23 protein-coding genes are annotated in these 23,481 nt (G+C 35.5%); 9 read left to right on the top strand and 14 right to left on the bottom strand.

Annotated features, from left to right (window positions below; all coding sequences use genetic code 11):
* Positions 1–120: 120 nt before the first annotated feature.
* The 3 genes from ACUTSE_RS02300 to msrA form a co-directional block, all read right to left on the bottom strand.
* Positions 121–534: a hypothetical protein gene (locus tag ACUTSE_RS02300; RefSeq protein ID WP_445639077.1), complete on the bottom strand. Its 414-nt coding sequence runs from the start codon at positions 532–534 to the stop codon at positions 121–123.
* 111 nt (positions 535–645) lie between these two features.
* A complete protein-coding gene (locus ACUTSE_RS02305; protein ID WP_115090529.1) occupies positions 646–939 on the bottom strand; it encodes a hypothetical protein in 294 nt (97 codons plus the stop codon).
* 8 nt (positions 940–947) lie between these two features.
* Positions 948–1,478 (bottom strand): peptide-methionine (S)-S-oxide reductase MsrA, encoded by a 531-nt coding sequence (gene msrA / locus ACUTSE_RS02310; RefSeq protein ID WP_115090530.1) that lies wholly within the window; start codon positions 1,476–1,478, stop codon positions 948–950.
* A 145-nt stretch (positions 1,479–1,623) separates the two neighbouring features.
* Between msrA and ACUTSE_RS02315 the strand changes: the two genes are divergently transcribed.
* A complete protein-coding gene (locus ACUTSE_RS02315; protein ID WP_115090531.1) occupies positions 1,624–2,292 on the top strand; it encodes an ABC transporter ATP-binding protein in 669 nt (222 codons plus the stop codon).
* A gap of 68 nt (positions 2,293–2,360) precedes the next feature.
* On the opposite strand, the gene ACUTSE_RS02320 is transcribed toward ACUTSE_RS02315, so the two are convergent.
* From ACUTSE_RS02320 to ACUTSE_RS02345, 6 genes are all read right to left on the bottom strand, one after another.
* Positions 2,361–3,392 (bottom strand): hypothetical protein, encoded by a 1,032-nt coding sequence (locus tag ACUTSE_RS02320; RefSeq protein ID WP_445639078.1) that lies wholly within the window; start codon positions 3,390–3,392, stop codon positions 2,361–2,363.
* Positions 3,393–3,502: 110 nt separating this feature from the next.
* Positions 3,503–4,027 carry a hypothetical protein gene (locus ACUTSE_RS02325; RefSeq protein ID WP_445639079.1) on the bottom strand — a complete coding sequence of 175 codons (525 nt, stop codon included), beginning with the start codon at positions 4,025–4,027 and terminating at the stop codon, positions 3,503–3,505.
* 11 nt (positions 4,028–4,038) lie between these two features.
* Positions 4,039–5,493 carry a DUF3570 domain-containing protein gene (locus ACUTSE_RS02330; RefSeq protein ID WP_115090534.1) on the bottom strand — a complete coding sequence of 485 codons (1,455 nt, stop codon included), beginning with the start codon at positions 5,491–5,493 and terminating at the stop codon, positions 4,039–4,041.
* A gap of 10 nt (positions 5,494–5,503) precedes the next feature.
* Positions 5,504–5,713, bottom strand: coding sequence for a DUF4266 domain-containing protein (locus tag ACUTSE_RS02335; protein ID WP_230848010.1), 210 nt, complete (start codon positions 5,711–5,713; stop codon positions 5,504–5,506).
* Positions 5,714–5,715: 2 nt separating this feature from the next.
* A complete protein-coding gene (locus ACUTSE_RS02340) occupies positions 5,716–6,645 on the bottom strand; it encodes an FAD:protein FMN transferase (RefSeq protein ID WP_445639080.1) in 930 nt (309 codons plus the stop codon).
* A gap of 43 nt (positions 6,646–6,688) precedes the next feature.
* Positions 6,689–7,102 (bottom strand): thioredoxin family protein, encoded by a 414-nt coding sequence (locus ACUTSE_RS02345; protein ID WP_445639081.1) that lies wholly within the window; start codon positions 7,100–7,102, stop codon positions 6,689–6,691.
* A gap of 554 nt (positions 7,103–7,656) precedes the next feature.
* Between ACUTSE_RS02345 and ACUTSE_RS02350 the strand changes: the two genes are divergently transcribed.
* The 4 genes from ACUTSE_RS02350 to ACUTSE_RS02365 all read left to right on the top strand — a co-directional run bounded on the left by ACUTSE_RS02350 (position 7,657) and on the right by ACUTSE_RS02365 (position 12,362).
* Entirely contained in the window at positions 7,657–8,991 is a 1,335-nt protein-coding gene (locus ACUTSE_RS02350) for an autotransporter outer membrane beta-barrel domain-containing protein (protein WP_445639082.1), read from the top strand.
* A gap of 26 nt (positions 8,992–9,017) precedes the next feature.
* Complete coding sequence (locus tag ACUTSE_RS02355) at positions 9,018–10,091, top strand: imelysin family protein (RefSeq protein WP_445639083.1); 1,074 nt, start codon at positions 9,018–9,020, stop codon at positions 10,089–10,091.
* An 86-nt stretch (positions 10,092–10,177) separates the two neighbouring features.
* Complete coding sequence (locus tag ACUTSE_RS02360; RefSeq protein ID WP_445639084.1) at positions 10,178–11,563, top strand: di-heme oxidoreductase family protein; 1,386 nt, start codon at positions 10,178–10,180, stop codon at positions 11,561–11,563.
* Positions 11,564–11,603: 40 nt separating this feature from the next.
* On the top strand, positions 11,604–12,362 hold the full coding sequence (locus ACUTSE_RS02365) for a TIGR02757 family protein (protein ID WP_445639085.1): 759 nt from the start codon (positions 11,604–11,606) through the stop codon (positions 12,360–12,362).
* Positions 12,363–12,468: 106 nt separating this feature from the next.
* Here ACUTSE_RS02365 and ACUTSE_RS02370 read toward each other — a convergent pair whose 3' ends face one another.
* A complete protein-coding gene (locus ACUTSE_RS02370) occupies positions 12,469–13,944 on the bottom strand; it encodes a hypothetical protein (protein ID WP_445639086.1) in 1,476 nt (491 codons plus the stop codon).
* A 692-nt stretch (positions 13,945–14,636) separates the two neighbouring features.
* Here ACUTSE_RS02370 and ACUTSE_RS02375 point away from each other — a divergent pair.
* Entirely contained in the window at positions 14,637–15,206 is a 570-nt protein-coding gene (locus ACUTSE_RS02375; RefSeq protein ID WP_445639087.1) for a hypothetical protein, read from the top strand.
* Between the two features lie 89 nt (positions 15,207–15,295).
* Positions 15,296–15,670, top strand: a complete 375-nt coding sequence (locus ACUTSE_RS02380; protein ID WP_353100178.1) for a DUF488 domain-containing protein — start codon at positions 15,296–15,298, stop codon at positions 15,668–15,670.
* A 151-nt stretch (positions 15,671–15,821) separates the two neighbouring features.
* Here ACUTSE_RS02380 and ACUTSE_RS02385 read toward each other — a convergent pair whose 3' ends face one another.
* From ACUTSE_RS02385 to ACUTSE_RS02395, 3 genes are read right to left on the bottom strand one after another with little or no spacing between them, the layout of a single operon-like run.
* Positions 15,822–16,739, bottom strand: coding sequence for a Ppx/GppA phosphatase family protein (locus ACUTSE_RS02385; protein WP_002985263.1), 918 nt, complete (start codon positions 16,737–16,739; stop codon positions 15,822–15,824).
* Positions 16,740–16,742: 3 nt separating this feature from the next.
* Positions 16,743–18,851, bottom strand: coding sequence for a polyphosphate kinase 1 (gene ppk1, locus ACUTSE_RS02390; protein WP_002985265.1), 2,109 nt, complete (start codon positions 18,849–18,851; stop codon positions 16,743–16,745).
* A gap of 3 nt (positions 18,852–18,854) precedes the next feature.
* A complete protein-coding gene (locus ACUTSE_RS02395; protein WP_353100185.1) occupies positions 18,855–19,343 on the bottom strand; it encodes a SixA phosphatase family protein in 489 nt (162 codons plus the stop codon).
* Positions 19,344–19,506: 163 nt separating this feature from the next.
* On the opposite strand from ACUTSE_RS02395, the gene ACUTSE_RS02400 reads away from it, so the two are divergent.
* Positions 19,507–20,064 (top strand): DUF4199 domain-containing protein, encoded by a 558-nt coding sequence (locus ACUTSE_RS02400; protein ID WP_445639088.1) that lies wholly within the window; start codon positions 19,507–19,509, stop codon positions 20,062–20,064.
* An 18-nt stretch (positions 20,065–20,082) separates the two neighbouring features.
* A complete protein-coding gene (gene kdsA / locus ACUTSE_RS02405) occupies positions 20,083–20,901 on the top strand; it encodes a 3-deoxy-8-phosphooctulonate synthase (protein ID WP_002985271.1) in 819 nt (272 codons plus the stop codon).
* Between the two features lie 51 nt (positions 20,902–20,952).
* On the opposite strand, the gene ACUTSE_RS02410 is transcribed toward kdsA, so the two are convergent.
* Positions 20,953–23,406 carry a tetratricopeptide repeat protein gene (locus ACUTSE_RS02410; protein ID WP_445639089.1) on the bottom strand — a complete coding sequence of 818 codons (2,454 nt, stop codon included), beginning with the start codon at positions 23,404–23,406 and terminating at the stop codon, positions 20,953–20,955.
* Between the last annotated feature and the right edge of the window lie 75 nt (positions 23,407–23,481).

The raw sequence follows: 23,481 nt of genomic DNA on the forward strand, positions 1-23,481 counted from the left end.
TATATACTCTTTCCTTCAGTTGGAATATTTAATATTCCTTGTATAAAACAAAAAAAGAGAAGTTCATTTTAAACTTCTCTTTTTACACCCAATCATGAGTTATAATATGTTGTGCTAATTCTAGAAATCGATCTTAGCAATTTTGAATTCATCTCCTCTTTTGATTAAATGGAATTTCTCAACTGCTGCCGTTTTTTCGTATTGAACATCGTATTCAAATTCGAATTCTTTAATTTTTTCTTTTTTGTTTTCCTCTGTCATATCGCCCTCTCTAAAAACAGCTTTAACGATATGTCCAAGTTCTGTTTGTCTCTCCTTTAATTTAGCATAAAACTCCGCTTCTGTCGTTGTTTTAAAAAAATCTTGGTCGAGATATTGTTTCAAATCGTCATACTTTTCTTCTCCTAAATTATAGTAATACCAACCTATTAAAGTTTTCCCTGCATTCTCATCCCCCAACGCTCTACTGTTTTTTGTTTCTTTACAACTAACGAATAGAAGAACGCTACAAATAATCACAAATAAGTTTCTCATAAAATTATGGTTTATAGTTAATCAATGCTTTTCCACCTCCAAGCTTATTGTTGGAAGCACTTTAAAGTTAAGAAAAATTTATGATTTTAACAAAATAAAAAACAATATTTATTAGAAACTTTTCTTCTGAAAATAATAGGTATACACCCAGGTTAAGGTAAAGGTTGGAATGATATCCAATCCTGGAGATAGCTCTTCCACAAAATTAACTAATGCTCCTACTTTCCCTACTTTTCCAGGGTACATTTTGGCTAAGATAAAAGCCGATATGGGGGCCCAAATCACATCGCTAAATTCTCCTAAGCCAGGAATCAAATAGCTTGCCATCCCTAATAAATCAAGGAATAGACCAATAATCAACTGTCTTGTTTTGAGTGAATTTGTTTGTGTTTGTTGCTCTTGCATGGGTCGGTTTATTTTAATTTAGAAGCGTAATTCTTTTTAAATTTTTCGACTTTTGGTTTTACCACCATCTGACAATACGGGTTTTCTGTTCCTTTGCGTTCAAAGTAGTTTTTGTGATACTCTTCTGCTACATAAAAGGTTGAAGCGGGACTTACTTGTGTAACAATAGGCTGATCAAAAACCTTTTCGTCATTTAAAATACCGATATATTCTAAAGCTGCTTGTTTTTGTCCTTCATCTACATAGAAAATTTCACTTCTATATTGCGTCCCCACATCCTCTCCTTGTCGATTTAACGTCGTTGGATTGTGTGTTGCAAAAAAGATTTCCAACAATTCAGTATAACTAATCTCATGTTCATTATAGGTAATCTCAATGGCTTCTGCGTGCCCTGTTTCTCCAGTACAAACTTCTTCATAAGTAGGATTCGCCTTCGCTCCTCCTATATACCCTGGAACTGCGTCGATTACTCCTTTTAAACTTTTAAATACCGCTTCTGTACACCAGAAACATCCCCCTGCTACTATTGCTTTTTTCATTTATTCAATGCTTTACTACTTCTTTTTACTAGGTCTAAGTTATTAATTATCATTGGAAGTCAATAATCATTTGAAATATTTTTCCTTTTTTAATTTTTAATTGAAGTAAAACATTGTTATTTTGTAATCGATCAAAGACAGTATTATGATACGAGCAACGAATATTAGAAAATCCTATGACCAGTTAGAAGTTTTAAAAGGAGTTGATATCCACATCAAAGAGCGAGAAATCATCTCTATTGTGGGTGCATCTGGTGCTGGGAAAACAACCTTACTTCAAATTTTAGGGACATTGGACAAACCTACTATTCAACCAAATAGCTCTCTTGTCATCAATAATACAGATGTTTTACAGTTGAAAGACAAAGAAATTTCGACCTTCCGAAATCTAAACTTGGGGTTCATCTTTCAATTTCACCAACTACTTCCGGAGTTTAATGCCTTAGAAAATGTATGTATTCCAGCCTTTATTGCAGGAAGAGAGAAAAAAGAAACGGAACAAGAAGCTAAAAGATTATTGGACTATTTAGGTGTTTCACATCGATCACACCATTTTCCTTCCGAACTATCCGGAGGAGAACAACAGCGTGTTGCCGTTGCTAGAGCCTTAATTAATAAACCCAAGGTAATCTTCGCTGATGAACCATCGGGTAATTTAGATACAAAAACGGCAGAGAACCTACATAATCTCTTCTTCCAATTGAGAGAAGAATTTGGTCAAACTTTTGTTATAGTAACACATAACGAAGAACTAGCTGATATGGCTGACCGCAAACTCATCATGACCGATGGTTTGATGACTAGTAATTCATAGCCTTGATACAAAATAAAAAAAGGGTAGCTCAAATGAGTTACCCTCTTTGTATCCATTTAAAAAGCTGTTTATTTCTTTTGTAACGTCAATTTGATACCATTACTTGGAATCATGCTATCTAAGTATAGGGTTCCAACAATCTCTCTATTGGTATAGCTCGATACTTTAAAGTAATACTTGATTGTTGAGTGCTTATCCTCAAGAAGTAGCGTGCTTGAATTGTACAAACTGTAATAACGCATTTCATCAACAAGGTACAATACCGGATTGTATTTTCCCATATTCTTAGCTTCCGCCTCCATCTTTTCCGATTTGAACTTCATTTTGATCACATACTCGGTGTTATTATCTTCATATCCTCTCCATTCACCATAAAACATTTGTAAATTGATATTCACGTGATTGTCGTCATCGTCATCATCGTCTCCTCCACCAGTTCCTGGATCTACATCTACTACGCGTTCCAATTGTCCTGTTTTACCATTTTTAAAACCATCTTTGATAATCATATCAACATCTAGTAAATTGGCCGTATAGTTCGAAATATTAATTACTCCATAGTCATCGTCTTGAGAACTCCCATCAACTAAAGTCAACTGTACTCTATTTCCCTTGACTGTATAGGTTCCTTTTTTCTCTATCCCTCCTTGTGTATAGGTAAAATTCATGTCTTTTTTGAATTCGAAAATAGTCTCTACTGCAGACGGAATAAACTTCCATTTTCCGGTTACTACGGCATCAACATCCTCTTCGTCCATAAAGCGAATCTCAACTGTATTACTGGTTTTAAACCCTGCTTTTTGGGCATAAACTTTAAAGCTTGCTGCTGTTTTTGAAGAAAAAGTCGTAGCATTTAAGGCTTGTTCATTGACAAAAAGCTTCGCATCTGTTACGACATTTCCCTTTTCATCGACAACTTTAAACGCGATATCTTCATTGACAAAAGCGTCCTTCGGGCTAGCCGTTAACCTCAAAGTAGGTAATTTGGTTGTGGGTGTATTATCTGGGTCTACTGTATTATCATCTCCTTTACTACAACTAGTTACCATAATAAATAGTAACATTAGGACATTCAATAATCCTGCTTTTTTAAAACTCATAGTGTGTGTGTTTAAAATAATTATAATTATGTGTGTTACTTAGCACTATTGATACAACTTTGGGATCAACCCTTTGGTTCCTTCTATATTCTTGTGATTATTGGGCTATTTTACTGTTTCTTATAAACCGAATAACTGCTATATGTTTTGCCTGCTAAACGAGTTTCTTGCTCTAGATAAAAGGTTTTTTTATCTGCACTGAAAAAAAGCTCAACTGTTTTATTTTCAGTTGTATTTGTTCCTTTCAGTTGATACTTATCTCCTCCTATTTTCGTCCAAGTTCCTAAGACTACTCCATTGGATTTGCAGTTAATCGTATTGTCAATTTCAGTATAATAGTCATCATCACTTCCAAAAATGCTAATTCCTGCGTTTTTACTTGGCTCGCCTGCAGCTTTGTATTTCACGCGCTCCTGGCTATAGGTTTCGTGGGAATACTGATCCTTTCCGAATACATAAACTTCTTTGAGATCACAAATTCCCAAAGTAATCAAACGATCATTTTCTATTCTTTCTCTCAATCTCCAAATCCCAACGAGGTCTTCTTTAGGCGTATCTGAGGAATCGTCATTTTTATTACATCCTAGTAACAAAAGGAATAGGCCTATGACAGCTAAACTTCCTGCTCTTTTCATCTCTTCTAAATTTATTGTACAAATTTTAATCCAACACTTACGATATTCGCACTTAACCCATCGTTTCGATCATAGTAGTTGTACCTGATTTCAAAATTTTTCAAGGAGAAGCCTCCAATCGCTGCTTTGCTAAAAGGGTTGTTGTAAACCAAACCACCTCCATACTGATGACTATCAAAGGCAGATAAGTCGTAATCAGAAGTGTAATATTTTTGCTTGGTTGTATGTTGACCAAAGGGAGCAAAATATTTAGTTTCACTTTGGGTGTAGAAACGATACATCGGAAATAGCGTAATGCGTTCTGATATTTTTACAGGCAATTCCAAACTAAAAGTATGCGATCGCAATTCCCAGTCATCCGTATAAAAACGGTAATAGCTGCGTAGGGTTAACCAATTGTTGACGTAGTAATTCAAACGCATACCAATCGGTAATTTAAAACGCGTATCAGGTAGGCGTTCGATGTCATCTGCTAAGCGATACACTTCTGTATTTTGCGGAGAATCATAGAGTGGAATATAATTTGGCGTACCTATATAGTAAGCGGGTTTATCTGCAAAATAGATGCGGTGATAAGGCGTTGATAGCAATCCCTTTTGATATAAAACATCAGCAAATACAGCGAGTTGCATTTTTTCTGTTACAATTTGTGTGGCGAATAATGAAACCGCGTATGAATTGCGTTTATAATCATCAAAAGCGACAAATCGATCAGGTAAATATTTAGTCGATACATTTCCGTTTTGGTCATAAATTTCTACATTGGCAAAATAGCCTGCATTTTGGAAATTGGTCCCATAGGTGTGATATTCATCTAATTCAGTAGGATAGAAAGGCTTCCACGTATCAAAATAAGCATTGGCTTTTAGCCCAACTTCTGTATTCTTTTCATTGAAGAGCTTTGTTACACCAATGCCTACGCCGATGGATTCATAATCAAACTCTCTGGCAACAGCAGCATTAACCGTAAGAATGGTGTTTCTATCATCCGAACTATGGCTGTAATTCGCTCCCAAATTGTACAAGACATCTTTGCGCGAAGGCCCTGTTGAGGCATACCAAGGGCTACCATATTGCAGTGTTTTAGTGCTTTCAACTGAAGTAGCACCTGTAGAAGCCCCCGTAGCATTTACTTGCGTAATCTGTCTACTCATAAAGGGGTTGATATTACTTGAAGACGCTGAAGTATAAGCTGAAAATCCCACATCAAAAGACAATACTCCATCCAAACGCACTGGAATAGACAAAATCATATTTCCGGCGTAATTATCCAGTTCTTCCGTTCCCATTCCGCCATTTACAGCCGAATGCTTTCCTTTTTGATCATAATAACTACCTAAAAAATCGAGTTCTGTTGTTTCCAAGACTTTCTTTTTATAGCTGGGTGGAGTTGAGTTATGTTCTTGTGCAGATAGCAATCCTGATACACAGGTTAAAGACATTAAAGTAATGAGTCGTTTTTTCATTGTTTTTTATTTAATTGCATCCACAACCTCCCCCCGTTTTACCTCCATTGGCGCCCGAAGCCCCTTCTCTGTATACCTGAAAATTAGTTTCATAGCGTTCGCATGTATGCGCACTTAGTACCATATCGGGATCATTGATGTATTGCTTCTCGTATTCTTTGACCGTCTGACAGGACGGGAGAAGCAAGACCAAACATCCCATGTAAAATAGTTTTCTCATTGTTAAATCGTATTGGTTTTAATGTTATTTGAGGTGAATAAATTGGCTTTATGATCGACAATAACGCAGCTAGCGCTGGGAATCTGGTTGATGAGGTGCAAGCCCGTTTCAATTCCCATCACGGCAATAGATGTTGAAATTCCGTTAGCCAATTCCGCTTTAGGAGCAAAAACAGTAACACTTGCTATTTCTGTTGTAGGCATCCCAGTACGAGGATCAATAATATGCGAGTACTTTTTATCGCCGATGACCGCGTATTTTTCATACGTTCCCGAAGTGACAACAGCGCCATTCTCTAAAGGAAACGTAGCGAAAACCTTTGCCTTATTTAGGGGATTTACGATGCCAACTGACCAAGGTTTTCCATCGGGTTGAGTTCCCCAAGCTGCCATATCCCCCGAGGCATTAACGATTCCTGCCTGCACGCCCTGCTGCATTAAAAAAGCTTTTGCATAATCCGCCGCATAGGCTTTTCCGATGGAACCAAAACCTATTTTCATCTTTTTTTGCGCTAAAAAAAGCGTTTGATTTGCTCGATCCAATTGAATCTTTTGATAGCCCACATGCCGAATAGCCGCTTTTAATTCAGCAAAAGAAGGAAGCTTCTTCATGGTCCCATCATAGGTCCAAATTTGATTCAAACCCGCCATGGTAATATCAAAAGCACCTTCGGTAAGTTTGGAAAAATTCAACGCGCGAGCAGTTAGTTCCAAAAGCTCTTCAGGAACTTGCACAGGCTGTATACCAGCATGAGCGTTGACAATAGAAACAGGGGTATCAGGCATCCACTCTGAAAGTAGATACTCTATGCGTTTCATTTCGGCTATGGCCCTATCAATTAAAGCATGAGCTACTTCTAACTGATCAGCGACTATAGTAACATCGAAATTACATCCCATGAGGAAAAACGCTCGACTAAAAATGGAAGACATAGTAAAGGGAATGAAGAAAAATGGATGCTAAACCGTTTTTATTTTATTGAATAAATTCACGTAGTTTTTTGATGTAGGCTGCAGGCGTATCTTTCGAATAACTCAATTTCCCCAGTACTTTTCCCGTAGAATTTAATACCACAACCAAAGGAAAATATCCTTCTTGGTTGTACTGATCGGCCAATTGACCATTCTCTTTCTTAACCTCAGCGGGTAACTTTGATTTCTTTAAAAAATCAGCCTTGTACAACACCCAATTCTTCTTTTCTGCTTCAAAAAGGGCAGATTGAAAAATTTCTTTTTCTAATTTGATACAAGGAGCACACCAATCGGAGCCAGCAAAAACTAACATAACAGGTTTATCTTCTGCAGTTGCCTTTTTTAGGGCATCGTTAAATGTTTGGCCTATGCAAAAATTGGTTACTACAAAGGCACAGAGTACATATAATTTTTTCATATTTCTTTGGGGTTATATTTTTAATCCTCTATCATTCGATATTGCCTTTTTCAACTTTTATACAGCTACTTCTCTTCTTTCATCCTGAGAAAACGAAACTCAAATCCATCCCCTTTGATGAAAGGAAAACAAGAAAACATGCCGATCTTTATTTGTTAATTATAAGTCAATACCTCGTGAAGGATATACTAATTTTGACGGCAAATATATATTTATTTAGACCAAATAAAAACAAATAAGTTAAAATTTTACTTCAAAAAACCAGTAAAGCTCTTTTTCAACCCATTTCACCCCTTAAAAACCCCTTTTTTTAGCACAAAATTTAAATCAAATTCAAAAAATAATTTACCAATTTTTACATATAATGAATTTATTTCTTAATAATAAATGAATATACTCAATATTTAACCCAAAAATCAAACATACACCTACTAATTAGCAAGCATTAATTTTCATACAAAGTTAAAAAAATCTTATATTTTATTTTTAATAAATCTAAATAAACATATATTTGCGTCAAAATTTACTGAATTTAATCACCTCATAACCACTTTATGAAAACAAGATTACTGGTTTGTTTGGCCTTACAATGCTTCCTTACGCAAGCCCAAGACAAAGACGCTATTCCGCTTCAACAACTCAAAGAAGAATTAAAAAAAGAAATCCTCGAAGAGCTTAAAGAGGACAAGAAAAAATTAGTCAGCTTAAACAACTTTACACTAAGTGGCTATGGCGCTGTTAATTATTACAACTATGGGCGTTATGATACAGATCCAAACATCAAGAATAAATTTGATGCAGAACGATTGAATTTGTATTTAGGCTATCGCTTCAATGATTGGATTAGTTTAAAAACGGAAATCGAATATGAACATGGCGGAACGGGTTCTACTATAGAGCTTGATACACAAGAAGAATTTGGTGAATATGAGAAAGAAATTGAATCAGGAGGAGAAGTAAAACTAGAGCAAATTCACATTGATTTTAAAATTCGCCCCTACTTCAATGTTCGCGTTGGACGCATGAAACTACACCTGAGTTTGGCACAAAATCTCGATCGTCCAACACAGTATTTCACCACATACCGACAAGAAATGGAAAATGAAATGCTTCCTCTGGGGTGGTATGAGAACGGAATTCAATTCTACGGTACATTCTTAAAAAATAGATTTAGCTATGAATTTTCCATCACCAATGGATTGGATGCTACTGGATTTAGCTCGAGAAATTGGATAAAAAGAGGGCATCAAACCCGATTTGAAATGGCCGTTGGCAATAGTTTAGCGTACGCTGCTAGACTCGATTACAAATTTGGCACTAATAAAAACACATTTGCGGGAGTTTCAGCCTACATCAACGATGCAGCGGCTAATAGACCTAAAAATGACATGGATGTTTCTGCTTATGTCAGCATCCTAGAAGCCCATGTGAGTTATGATGAGGACTACCTAAAATTTAGTTCTGTCTTCTTATATGGAAATGTAGAGAACTCTAACATTGTCAGCCGAAAAAATGCCAATCTTTCCAATAATCTGGGTGTGAAACGCACGCCTGTAGGGAAAAATATGATTGGTTTTTCTGGGGATATTGGGTATGAGGTGCTCCACTTCTTCAACAATACAACAACGCAAAAACTCTATCCTTTTGTACGTTACGAATACTATGACACCATGCATGAAACAGAAGGTGCTGTAGTTCGAAAACCGCGTTGGGAAAGAAGTGTTTGGACCAGCGGAATCAACTGGTTTGTTCATCCACAAATCGTAGTTAAAGCGCATTACGCAACAAGACGACTAGGTTCAGACCACTTTGATCCGGTGACTTCTTTAAATACAGGAAACAAACAGAAAGAGAATACGTTCTCTGCAGGAATTGGATTTACTTTTTAATTATAAAAAACAAATAGTATAAAATAATGAGAAACAAATTTTTAGCTTTAGGATTGGTTGCTACTTCTTTCATGATGATGAACTGTAGTAATAATGATGACTCCTCTACAGACACCAAAAAGGATGATTTATACGCAACTGTAATTTCAGATTTAACAGGAAGTGTTGTTACAGAAACCTATCGCGATCTAAATGACAAGGCCAATGCTTTGAGAAAAGCGATCAGCAACTTTACAGCTAACGCAACAGATGCAAATTTAGAATTAGCTAAACAAGCGTGGATTGAAACGAGAAAACCTTGGGAACAATCAGAAGGGTTCTTATATGGTCCTGTAGATACAGAGGGAATTGACCCAGCTATGGATACTTGGCCTGTGGATGTAGAAGCGATGAACAACATTTTGAGAAGTAATCAAGCAATCACTGCTTCTTTAATTAGTTCGAATAACGAAGCACGTGGTTTTCACTTAATAGAGTTCTTACTATGGGGAGAAACTGGTTCTAAAAAAGCGGCAGATATTACAGCTAGACAAAAAGAATACTTGAAAGCTGCTACGGAAGACTTACAACAAAATACGCAATTGCTTTATGATCAATGGAAAGTTGATGGTGGAAATTACGTTGCAGTCTTCAATTCAGCGGGAATAAACTCGACAAAATACCCTTCAAAAGCTGCAGCATTAGAAGAAATTGTCGATGGATTAATTACCATTGCCGATGAAGTAGGAACAGGTAAAATTGAAGATCCATTAAACTCAGAAGGAAGTACTCCTTACCCAGAAAAAGAAGAATCTCGTTTTAGCAACAATTCTAAAAGAGACTTCGCAGACAATATGAGAAGTATTGAAAATATCTATTTAGGCCGATACAATAAATCGGTTAAAGGATTATCTGAAATTGTTGCTGGAGATAACAAAGCCTTAGATACGGAAATCAAAACAGCAATCACCGCAGCAATTACAGCTATTGAAGCAATTCCTGGAACCTTTACAGAAGCTATTTATAGCCATAGACCAGAAGTAATCAAAGCGCAAAACATTGTTAATGATTTATCTACTTTATTAGAGTCTAAATTGAAACCTTATATCAATAGTCTTTAATTCATCTTACTAACCCAATCTATAAAAGAATACACCCCAAAAGGTGTATTCTTTTTCCATACAACACCCTCTGATTTCCTTTTGCAATGAAATACATTTCACTCCTTACCGTACTTCTTTTTTCTTCTTTTTTTATCTCTTGTTCTAGTGATGATGCTACGCCTTATGAAGAACTTCCTTCTTTGTTGGATCGTCAATTGGCAGGTGGAGCCACTACTGTTTTTATCAATACCAGTAATGCGTATGGTACCCCTGCTCCTAATTTATCAGGAGCTGACCTAGCCTTACATCTAACAGGAGACTTGACTTTTGAATCCGTTTATGTAACTCCGCCGAATAAAGTAAATGGTGGTTTAGGTCCGATTTTTAATAATTCTTCCTGCATCTCTTGTCATCCCAAAGATGGTAGAGCGCCCTTCCCTACCAACCTCAATGCGAGAAGTGGTTTTTTCATGCGTGTAAGTTTACCAGGCATCGCGGATAACGGAGGCCCCGTTCCTGTTCCTGGTTTTGGATTACAAATACAAAATCAGGCGGTATTTGGTGTGGAACCAGAGGCTCAATTTCAGGTTACTTATTCCACTCTCGTAGAAGAATTAGCAGACGGAACGAAAGTAACTTTGCGTAAACCACACTATAGTTTGGTCGAATCCTATATTCCCATTCCTGCCAATATCTTGTTATCTCCGCGTATTGGTTCTCCAGTATTTGGTTTAGGTTTACTAGAAGCTATTCCTGAGGAATATATTCTTGCTCAAATTGATGCAAACGATGCCAATCAAGATGGCATTTATGGAAAGGCTAATTATGTATACGATGTGATTTCCAAACAAACAAAATTAGGTCGCTTTGGATGGAAAGCCAATACGGCTTCACTCCTAGAGCAATGTGCAGCTGCTTTCAACAATGATATGGGAATTACCAACTATGTATTTCCTTATGAAACGGGATATGGACAGACCAATGGAGATGATGGCTTGAAGGCTGGAATAGAAGTGTCTAATGCTCTTGTTGATGCGGTCACTTTTTATACCCAAACCTTGGCAGTCCCAGCTTCTCGCTTTCACGACAATCAAAATGTCCGCAATGGCGCGCGTATCTTTGAAGAAATTGATTGTGCAAAATGCCATGTCCCGAAACAAAAAACAGGACCTAGTCCAATCAAAGCCTTAGCTTATCAAACCATTTATCCATATACGGATATGTTGTTGCACGACATGGGAGAAGATTTAGCCGATGGTCGACCGGATTTTATGGCAACGGGCAGAGAATGGAAAACAAGACCTCTTTGGGGCATTGGTTTTCAGTATTTAGTCAACGGACATACGCAGTTCTTACACGATGGTCGAGCAACCAACTTGACGGAAGCCATTCTTTGGCATGGTGGTGAAGCACAACGCGCTAAAGATAAATTCAAACAGTTGTCCAAAAAGGAAAGAGAAGATCTATTAGCCTTTTTGAATTCGCTTTAAAACAACAGTTTTCTTTAGGTTTAATTCCTACCTTTGTTAGATGAATAAAGCTGAACTCAAAGAATTTTTAGACGAGAAAGTACTGTTGTACAACAATCCTTCTTTTATAGTGGATGATCCTGTACAAATTCCTCATTTATATACGCAAAAAGAAGATATTGAAATTGGAGGTTTTCTAAGTGCAACCATTGCTTGGGGGAATCGCAAAATGATTATCAAAAATGCGCATAAAATGATGGAACTAATGGGCAATTCTCCCTATGATTTCGTCATGAATCACAACGAAGATCATCTAGATGCTTTAACTGGATTTGTTCACCGTACCTTTAACAGTACGGACTTCGCTACTTTTATTCAGGCGTTACAGCATATCTACCGCCATCATAGAGGTTTAGAAGGAGTATTTAGCGATTCTTCCCTGCCTCTACAGGAACGTATTTCAAAATTTAAAACTTTATTTTTTGAAATTCAACACCAACAACGTACGCAAAAGCACATTTCGGATCCATTAAAAGGATCGGCTGCAAAACGCATTAATATGTACCTCAGATGGATGGTGCGCCAAGACAATGCAGGCGTAGATTTCGGTATTTGGAAAGGCGTATCTCCAAGTGAGTTGTCCTGTCCTTTGGATGTGCATTCAGGAAATATGGCACGCAAATTGGGCATTTTAAAACGCACACAAAACGATGCCAAAGCACTATTGGAATTGGATACGGCTTTGCGTGAATTAGATCCTGTTGATCCCGTGAAATACGATTTTGCATTGTTTGGATTGGGCGCGATTGAGAAGTTTTAAGATGGGTGACGGAAAATGAGAGAGAAAAAAAAACCTCAATAAGAATTTAACTCATTGAGGTTTATACATCTATAAACTATTTTCACATAGACAAAAAAATAACATATTAAATCAAATAGTTATCAATACGATAAATATCTTCGGTTGTGGATTTCATATAAATGTACTTCTTAGTTATGTATAGCTGTTTGATAAATGCTTTATTGAACATAAAAGGTTTCTGACTCTTCAATTCCCATGTATTAGTATATTCTTTTACTACTATTTCATCCTCTTTTTGAAAGAGCAGACTATATCCATTATTACTTTTCCAAAACTGTAAATTTTTATACTTAATATCCTGGGGATAAGAAACTTTATTCACGTTCTCATCCCATTCAAGTTTCTTTTTTGTACCTAAAAGAGGTTCAATAACATAAGGAAAATCCTTTAACACTATAGTTTGATCTTGCGATATAAAACTAATTACATTGATGAATTCTAATGTATTAAAATTTTTATATTTTTGAAAATCAAGCAAATCCATACTATCTAAGTACTTATCAAAAGTTATCCTTTTATTTGCAGCATCAATATGAAATTTAGTAAATAAAGGATATGATTGATCTTTGTTAAATTGTTCATCTGAATAAATAACTTGATTTAATTTCAATAGACTATTGCCTTGTACAAGTTCATCTAAAGCATAAAAGTATTGTTCATTTTCAAAATCAAAACTAAAAATATTTTTCAGTACATTGCGCTCATTAAACTCTTCTTTTTTAAGCACTAAATAATTTGGTTTATTTCCAATACGAAAAACTTCTTTCTTATTCCCATTTTCATCTATAATTTCGTCATCTGAAATAAAAGGACAATATAAGCTAATGTAAAATTTTCCTTCAGAGTAGGTAACATTTACTAATTCTATACCATTTTTTCCATACCTTGACATTAAATCAATATTTTTTTCTAAATCCAAATATTCTACATTCTTTAGACTTTTTTTGGCAATATCTAAAAAATCAATTGCATCAAAATTAATTTCGGTATTTTCAACACCATCAATTAAGTATAGTTTTTTAAACAGAAAATCAGTAATCAATAAATGATCATCATTATAATCTGCTTTTATTAAATTCCTATTAGAAAACCCTTTTTCTCTGATATTCAGTGTCATCGTAAAACTTAAAACGCTGCTATTGAATCTCTTTAATTTTTCTTCATCTATATATGCCCCTTTTTCTGAAAAAATAACATTGCCATTATAAATAAAAACTAAACCCGATAAATCATCTAAAGGCTGATTCGTCAATGCATATAAACTATCAGAAAAAATCACCTTTTCTTTTATTATTTGATTTTTAAAAAATCGCTTATTAAATTCATCAAATCTTTTTCCTTTAGAACTCTCAGGAAATAAAAATTGAATATCACTTTTTCCTATGATATGCTGGTTTATGTTTACATAACAATTAAAACAATCATTTTCTGATACTCTAAAATACACTTCTTGTGAAAATGAACTAGTGGAGAAAATAAAAATAAATAAAAAAAGAAGGCTCTTATTAACGCTTTTAAAATAGGTGTCAATTACTTCCATAAGGTATTAATTATAAATAAAATTTTAAAATATTCAAAATACAAAGTTGAACCTACCGACCCCAGCTTACCAGCATTGGCTTCTAAAGATTTTTTATCTATAATAAAATATTCATCCTTTTTTTCCTGAATGATAAATTAATATAGATTCATTTTCATTAATTTTTTGGCCACTTGATGGTGGTGACAAACGAATTGGCTCCATTATAGTTACACATTTTTCCTTTTTAGAGCCACATGAAATCCTATCCTCGACTCGCCAATTGCCCTTCAAAAATAACATCTTTATCAGAATCAGGTTTAATTTGTGCATAACCTGATAATGAAAAAAGGAATACTCCTAAAAAATAAAAAAATTTCCCATAATATAAATATTTAAAAAAATTATTTATTCTGAATTTAGAAAAAAATGTTAACAAACAAATTTAATTAAAATAATTTTTATTAAAAAAATTAATAATTAAACATTTATTTTTAATATTACCATTTTAATTATCCACTTCTAGATGTACCTCAGGTAGATGGTTCGAAACAACAATACAAGTGTTGATTTCGGTATCTGGAAAGGCGTATTTCCTAATAAGTTAAGCTATTATTATCTACTATAAAAGAGTTATAAACCGTTTCAATACGCTTGTCATTTAAATTTAAATGGAAAGTAAAAAGTATTACTATTTTTTCTATCTTTAAATTATGATACACAAACTATTAACTATTCTAATATTACTTATTTATTCTTGTAATTATGCTCAAAATTACGACTTATCGAGTTTCGTTAAGCCAGGAAGTCCCTTGTATATTGGAAATTATGCAAAAAATAGTAGAACAACTATTTCTTATCAAGGATTTTTGAAAGGTGAAATGCTGTATAATAACCAACTAATTAAACTTGATTCTTTTTATATTCGAAACAATATTCTTAGCGATAAACTAAACAACCTAGAATATAGTTTGCGTAGTACTAAATTAAAGCAAGTATCGTTTTCTAATAAAGATGGTCAAAAACTAGACCTTTTTAGAATATTTCCTAAAAAAGAGAGTTTGTATAGAGCGTTATGGCACGATGACAATATTATTATCTATGATAATTACTTAACTTTTGATACTGCTATAATTGATACATATAATATAGTAGTGTATTATAAAGGTGAATATTATAATATCCCTAAAAATAAAAAGAGAAGGCAAAGAGTAATTGAAAATACATTTGATGATTTTAATGTAAAAAACACAATAGAAAGTTGGTGTATAAAAAATATGTAGCATTATTTCGCATCCTAAAAAAGAATTTCCCAAAGAATAATTGTATCTTAGAAGGTAGGACTTAATCGCGCAATTAAATCAATTTCAACATGATACCGCAAATAAAAATCAAACGAATTTACGAAGAACCTTCTGCAGCGGATGGCTATCGCGTTTTGGTCGATCGTTTATGGCCGCGGGGTATTTCCAAAGAACATGCAGCAATTGAGGAATGGGCCAAAGACATTACTCCTACTACAGAAATTCGAAAAGCCTATGGACATATCGTTGAAAATTGGCCAACTTTTACCTACCAATATCTACAAGAACTCAAACACAATGAATTAGTTCCTACATTCATTGAAAAATGGGAAGAATACCCAGTTATTACGTTTGTTTATGCTGCGCGTGACACAGAACATACACATGCGCTGATTCTTCAAGACTATATGCAAAAATTGTTTAATCAACGCTTTGATGTTTAAATCTTTGGATAACTATCAACCGAAAGCTACGTTGCCTCTGGAAGAAAAAGTACTGTTATAGAAAAAATAAAAATGACGCAAAGCTTTCTTTTTTTAAGAAACTTTGCGTCATTTTTATTTTTGGGCTTTTTTGAAAAAGCACTTACCTGTATTAATACGTGATCGTTTGGTATTCCAATGGGATTTTACCAAAGTAAATGGCTTTTACAATTCCATCAGAAACTCCAATTTTTGGTACGTAAATCTGTTTTGCTCCACTTGATCTCATGGCAAACGTATAAATTCGCAACGCAGGAATGATTACATCCGCACGATCGGGATTTAATCCCAATATTGCAATACGTTCGTCATAGGTCATTTCTGTCAATTTTGTCAATTGTTGGTTCAAATAACTATATGACAAGGGTTTATCCTGGCTTTTACCAGACATCTTAAAGGCTTTATTGATGTTTCCTCCTGAACCGATAACAATCAAATCATGCAGATCTTTGGTTTCTTCTCTAACCCAATTTTGGATGTCATTCCACACACTTTTAGATACCATATCGTTTAACAAACGGACAGTACCGTTGCGAAATGATTTAGAAGCCAAGGGCACTCCTTCTTTGAAAATTGTAAATTCAGAACTCCCCCCACCTACATCAACAAACATCACATTCTTCGTCTGATTGATGTAATTTTTCAAATCCGTAGAAGCAATAATCATCGCTTCTTTTTCGCCGTCAATGATATTGATTTTAATCTTGGATGCAGCAAAAACAGCTTCTGCTACTTCTTGTCCATTGTCCGCCTCTCGCATGGCACTAGTAGCACAAGCCATAAAACGCTCGACTTTATTCACGCGCATCAACAAATAAAAGGCTTGCATCGCTTCTATCATGCGTTGCTTGGATTCACTGCTAATTTCACCTTGCGTAAATACATCTTGTCCCAATCGAATAGGAACGCGAATCAGTGAACTCTTATTAAAAACGGGATCTTTCCCTTTCGCTTCCACAATATTCATAATCAACAAACGCATCGCATTGGAACCGATGTCGATTGCTGCATATTTCTTTATCTTCAACATGAATTATCCTTTTAGTTTGTCTTTGTAATAACGGTACATTTCTTTTTGAGATTGAAAGTCTTCTTTTCCATTTTTATCCCTGTATTTGTTAGATAAATCACCCGATTGAATACGCGTTTTTACATTTCCTTTCCAGCCAATTTCAAACGTTTCAATCAATTCCTGTTTGATTCGTTCATCGTAAATAGGACAGGTCACTTCCACGCGTTCATCTAGATTTCGCGTCATAAAATCCGCAGAAGAGATATATACTTCAGGGTTGTTGTTATTGCCAAAAATATAAATACGCGAATGCTCTAAGAAACGATCCACCACACTAATGGCTTCAATGTTCTCACTCATCCCAGGGATACCTGGTACTAGGCAGCAAATCCCGCGAATGTTTAATTGTATTTTTACTCCTACATTACTCGCTTCATACAGGCGATCCACCATTCTCAAATCCGATAAACTATTCATTTTTAGTCGGATGTAGGCTGGCAATCCATTCTTTGCATTGCGAATCTCTCGATCAATTAATTTATAGAATCCCGATCGGGTATAATGGGGCGATACCAGTAAATGCTTATACTTGTGTACACGGTAATTCACTTGTAAAAATTCAAATACCTTAGACACATCTTTCATAATTTGATTATGAGCAGTCAACAAGGTAACATCCGTATATATTTTCGCTGAACTTTCGTTGAAGTTTCCGGTAGAAACAAAACCGTATCGCTTAATTTTCTTATTTTCTAATCGCTCAATCACACAGATTTTACTGTGTACTTTGAGTCCCTTTACTCCAAAAATCAGTTGCACTCCTTCCGATTGCATCAATTCAGAGTAGTAAATATTGCTAGCCTCATCAAAACGCGCTTGCAATTCAATTTGTGCAATTACCTTTTTTCCATTTTTCACAGCATTGATTAAAGAACTAATAATCTGAGAGTTCTTAGCCAAGCGGTACAAGGTAATTTTAATAGACAAGACTTGTGGATCCAATGCCGCTTCACGCAAGAGTCGAACCAAATAAGAGAACGACTGATAAGGCGTATAGATCAAATAATCTTTCTTTTGCAATTGCTGAATGATACTGTCTTCCATATCCAAATCGCGTACGGCTGCCGGTATTTGTTTGGGATAGGTTAGATCAGATCTTCCCATTGTTGGGAAACTCATATAATCGCGTCGGTTGTGGTATCGTCCACCAGGAATGATACTATCGTTCATTTCAATCTCTACATTTTTAAGTAAAAAATCCAATAGATCTTGATCCATTTCTTGATCGTAAACGAAACGAACAATTTCACCTTCCTTTCGGTCTCTCACTCCACTAGAGATTTTTTCGACGAAAGACTTATGTAAATCCGTATCTACCCCTAATTCCGCATCACGCGTAATTTTAATCATAAAAGCTTTTTCCGCTTTATAATCGAAAATACCAAAGATAGACGCTAGATTATCTCGAATAATATCGTCAATTAGGATGATGTATTTTTTATCATCTTCTGAGGGTAATTCAACAAATCGATTGACGATGTTCGGGATTTCAATAATGGCATAACGCGTTCCTTTTTCGCGTTTATTTGCTTTACTTCTTTGGCTTCGCAAGGCTTCATCTACCTCAAGCTTTACTGCTAAGTACCCATGTGTATCTCTCAACAAAGGGAACGGAGCCAAGTCACTCAAGATAACTGTGACTAAATCATGCGATAGGGTATGTAAAAAATAATCTTTGACAAAGGCTTTTTGCTTGTCATTGATCGTATTTTCATTGAGTATAAAAATTTTCTCTGCTTCTAATTGCTTTTCAATTTCAGCAAGGATACGCAAGCTCTCGCTTTGCAAGACGATTACGCGATTGGTAATTTGCGTCAACAAATCTTTGACTACTACTCCACTTCCCAGGCGACGATTGCTTTCGCCCGTTAAAACCATCCGGCGAATCGTTGCATAACGCACTCTGAAAAACTCATCTAAATTATTAGAGAAAATCCCAATGAAACGCAAGCGCTCAAGTAAAGGGACTGTGATATCTCCGGCTTCTTGTAAAACTCTTTCGTTAAAAGCCAACCAGCTTTTCTCACGATCAACATAATAATATTTAGGTGTTGCAGTAGTTGTATTCATTGCTTATTTTAAATCTCTAGGAAAAACTTTACTTATTACAGTTCCGTTTTTAATTTCTTTCCAATCATCTTGAGGGAAGTCCATCACAACCACTCCTGATGTTGGCACATTATCAATCGAAACCATACCAAATTTATTAACAAAATCCGTGATAGCATCATTATGTCCGAAAATAATCAGCGCATTGTGTGTATTTTCACATTTTTTTATCGTTCGAGCCAGTTTCTTGACGTCGAAAGTATAAATATCTTCTTTTTCAATGACATAAGTTGGATTGATATCTAAGTTTTGACAAAAAAGAGCGGCTGTTTGTTTTGCTCGTTGCGCCGTACTTGTCCAAACAATAAAACGATCCGGTAAAAGTGAAGCAATTGCCTGAGAAACTAAAAGCGCATCCTGCACCCCACGATCTTTTGAGATTGGTCTATTCTTATCTTCCGTAATAGCCTCCCAACACGATTTTGCATGTCGAATTAAAATAAGCGTTTTCATAACTAATTGTTTTTTTTACTATATTAATTTACAAAATAGTGGTTATTTTATTTTGTTTTTTCATACTTCCTATTAAATCTAAGAAAAAAAATTAGAAAAAAATATATTTTAAGCTATAAAATAAAAACTTTACTTTTGAAGTATTATATTTTAAGCTAATACAATGAAAAAATTCTCTATTGAATTCAAATGGGCTGCTTTGGCCACCTTGGCTGCATTAATTTGGATGTTTATAGGAAAGTCGATGGGATTCCACACTGAAAAGGTGCGTTTTGAGGTACTACATGAGATGTTATTTAGTTTTTTACTCTTTATTTTTTACTGGTTGGGGATCCGACAAAAAAAGAAAGACTATTTTGACAACGTGATGCAATGGCAACAAGCCTTTCTAACGGGGTTAGTTATGTGTATCATGATTACCTTGTTCTTCCCTATTGTTCAATTCATTACCTTCAATCAGGTAAGTCCACATTTCATGGAAACCCTAGAACAAGCATTGATTCACGATGCTAAAATGAGTGTGGAAGAAGCCCAGAAGAATGCTTCTTTTGACTTATTTTTAAGAAATGGTGTGATGAATAATCTCTCATTTGGTATTATCTTTACTACTATAATTGCTTACTTTTTAAAAACAAAGAATTACGACCAAATAAAGGCCGCTGCACAAAAGCCAGAAATGGTTAAAGTGAAAAAGCAAAAAGGCAAAACAAAACGAAAATAATTCTAATACAAGAACACTATGGATATCAGAAATATACCTCAAATAAAAAATACAGAAGCTGATAATTTCTTTTTATTAGCTGGACCATGTGCCATTGAAAGTGAAGAAATGGCTATGCGCATTGCAGAACACATCATAAAAGTTACAGATAAATTACAAATTCCTTACGTATTTAAAGGGTCTTTTAAAAAGGCAAATCGTTCGAGAATTGATAGTTTCACAGGGATTGGTGATGAAAAAGCATTAAAAATACTAGCAAAAGTTGGAAAAGAATTTGGTGTACCAACTGTTACAGATATACACGAATCTTCTGATGCCGCTCTAGCAGCTGAATATGTAGATATTTTACAGATTCCAGCTTTCTTAGTTCGCCAAACTGATTTAGTAGTTGCAGCAGCAAATACAGGTAAAGTGGTTAACTTGAAGAAAGGACAATTTATGAGTCCAGAGAGCATGAAACACGCAGTACAGAAAGTACTGGATTGCCACAATGAAAACGTGATGGTTACAGATCGTGGAACTATGTTCGGCTACCAAGATATGATTGTTGATTACAGAGGAATTCCAGCTATGCAACAATTTGCTTCAACGGTATTGGATATTACCCACTCTTTACAACAACCAAATCAATCGAGTGGTGTAACAGGTGGACGTCCAGATTTAATTGAAACTGTAGCGAAAGCGGGAATCGCAGTGGGTGTTGATGGAATTTTCTTAGAAACACACTTCAACCCAGCAGAAGCGAAAAGTGATGGTGCGAATATGTTGCACTTGGATTACTTCGAAGACTTGATGACTAAATTAGTTGCAATTAGACAAACGGTTCGCCAGTTCTAAGGTTTATCATATAAAAAGAGGATGCTAAAGCATCCTCTTTTCTTTTTGTATTTAGGGTATTTCTATTTCGTTTATTCGCGCATAATCTACAATTCGCTGATACTGTATTGCATCTTGAAATTTAGGATGCTCTTTATAATAGTATAAAAGGCGCTCTACGGCATAAAAATAGCTTGAATGTTCTATTGCTTGCTCATAGTGTTCAACCGCCTTCTTTTCGCTTTGTTTAACGCCATACCCATGATCGTATAGAATACCGTAATAAATGTGAATATACGGCTGGTATTTGTTGCGCTTCAAGTATTTTAATACTTGATCAAAATCACTTCTCTGATAGTAAATCTCGATCAAGTTTTGGGCATAACTTCCATAATATTTTTCCGATAACACATAATAAGACAAGGCTTTATCGTAATCTTGTACCACGTGTTGTCCATAGAAATACAAGTCGCCTAAATTGTTATTGGCCCAAACACATCCCAATTCAACAGCTTTTTCGTACGCTTGAATCATCGCTTCAAAATCATACGCATATCCAATGCCATTTTGATACAAATACCCGATGGTATTCCACGCATCGGCATAGTCTTGTTCCGCAGCTTCTTCTAAATAAGCAATTCCGTTCGCTATTGCTGTCCATGCATTTTCATCGGTATAAATCACGCCCAACTCATACAACATACGCGGATCTTTGCGCTCCGCTCCAATTGTAAAATACTTGATGGCTGAAGTCCAATCCTCCTCATCTCTGGCGGCAATTCCGCGTCGATATAACGTATCTACATCAAAATACGCCTCATACTGATCGCCCATTCGCTGCGTCCAAGCTTCGTAAAACGAAGTAAAAAAAGCTAAATCTTTACCGCGTAAATTATAGCGTTGTTCGTATAATTGCCCCATTTGCTCGTTGCTAATTTCTTGGCGATTTCCTTCAAGATCTAGATCATACATTGTCGTTCCTTGAAACAAGCACAAACGCTGCGTATGATAATCAATGGGTTCGCATAGATACGTATACAATTCACTTAAGGTATGTGTCTGATAATCAAAATAACGCATTCCCTGTTTTTGGGTCACTAGCAGCAACAACTGGTTTACATGTTCTATTTTTAGATTATCCTGCTGGGGTTCAATTAGCCAACGATGGGATGCGGTATGGTAAAACCCATACCCCTCTTCCGTTTGAATCACATAGGCATCGTGCATGTAATTACACAAATAATTCGCATGAATTTTAGCAATTACCTCATTGGTTAGTATGTTCTTTTGTTCTTGGCAATCAAATAGCTTCCATTGCTTCTCTACTTTATAGGCAAAAGAAGTGTATGCTGGAAATAGCATGAGTTGGTCAATATCCGTCAGTATTGTTTCCCCCATGGGATTGATTACACTATTCTTTTTTTGATACTTATTCGGTTTAATCCAATAGTACCCCAAAGGCAATTCTTCCAATACATCTTCGGGATAGTCCCCAAGGTATTGTCCCGTTACAGTATAGTATTTTCGTTTTGATGTTTGGGGTTGTTTTGCAAAAAACTTAATGGGATAGTCGAGTTCAAATGCCGTCGCACTTGTTTCTTCAATGATATACTTTCCTGTATAATCGAGTAATTGATACTGTTCGTCTTGTACAACATTGTAATAAGGACCGTACAACTGCTCTATTTCTTCATATTCGGGTGGAATCCCCCACTGATGTGTATCAAGATGAAGAAGCCCTGTTTTTCCGTTTACACAAACAATTCCCACTTTGGTTTGATCAACAAGATACCCATCAAAAGCATCCTCGTATTCTAGGGGTACTAGCAATTTACCTCGATCATTGATATAGCCGAATTTACCTGTCTTTTCTACTACGGCTACATAGGCCTCACTAAATGCGTAAATAACATCGTATATTGCAGGAGCAATAATTACTCCATTTTTGTCTTTTAACCCCTGTAATTCACCTTCCTGAAAGACAACACTACGCGTTTGTTTTACGCTACTTTCCTCCCAATGTCCCAAGCCATATTGTACCCAATCGTGTTCTAAAGCTTCCAGAAAAGAAGTATAACCTGAGGCGCGAATTAAATCATCTAATACACCTAAGTCTTTTGTCTCTATGGCTTTTTGATACAACGTCCATTTTTGTTGGATTTCTTCTACCCACTGTTTGGCCTGTTCTTTCGGTTTCTCTTCGTTCATGGTATACACATCACTTGCATCCATATAAAACGCATCATAAGGCAAATCAGACAAAAATTCAAACATAACCGTGACAGCTTCCGTAAATGCTTGTTTATTTTGTAATTGATAAGTTTCGGTCAACAAATCATAGAAATTAGCCAATCGATTGAGTCCTTCTTCTTTATCAAAATACAACGCCTTTCCTTTCGCTCGTACATTTGCTGATAAAAGGGGCAACAATAGATCCGGAATTACATAATTCCATTCTCCTAAATTCCCTTCAACTACTTGATGGGTTTCACTGTCTATATTGTAGAGGTAAATGCGATGTGCCATAGCTTTATTTTCAGTCAAAAATAAAGCGAACCTATGTCGCAAAAAACAACTGGAGCATAAAAAATAAAAAAATCA

It is taken from the genome of Myroides sp. TSA_177.3 (assembly GCF_052691955.1).